Genomic DNA, 246 nt, shown 5'->3' with positions numbered 1-246 from the left:
GGACGAGGACGAGCCCGCCTTCTCCCAGGGCGGGCTGCAGCAATTCAGGGAGCGACTCATCGCGACCGAGATGGACCGCCGGCTGCTGGAGCGCACCGTTGAGGTGGCGAAGCGGACGAAGGGCTTCGACCCGAAGAAGACGCCGAAGACGCTGCGCGTGGGGGTGGACAGCCGCCCTCTGGAAGGGGCCGGGCGGGTTGAGGACACCATCAACCTGCTCGGCCACGCAGGCCGCAAGGTGGCCGA

General features: G+C 69.5%; 1 pseudogene. It reads left to right on the top strand.

The features are described 5' to 3' along the window. Positions 1–246, top strand: a pseudogene (locus FL311_RS43925) (IS5/IS1182 family transposase); the annotation flags it as partial.

The sequence above is a fragment of the Myxococcus sp. AB025B genome, from assembly GCF_006518215.1.
Classification (GTDB): Bacteria; Myxococcota; Myxococcia; order Myxococcales; family Myxococcaceae; genus Myxococcus; species Myxococcus fulvus.
The sequence above is the reverse complement of the archived record's forward strand: the minus strand, read 5'-3'. Positions and strand labels throughout refer to the sequence as shown.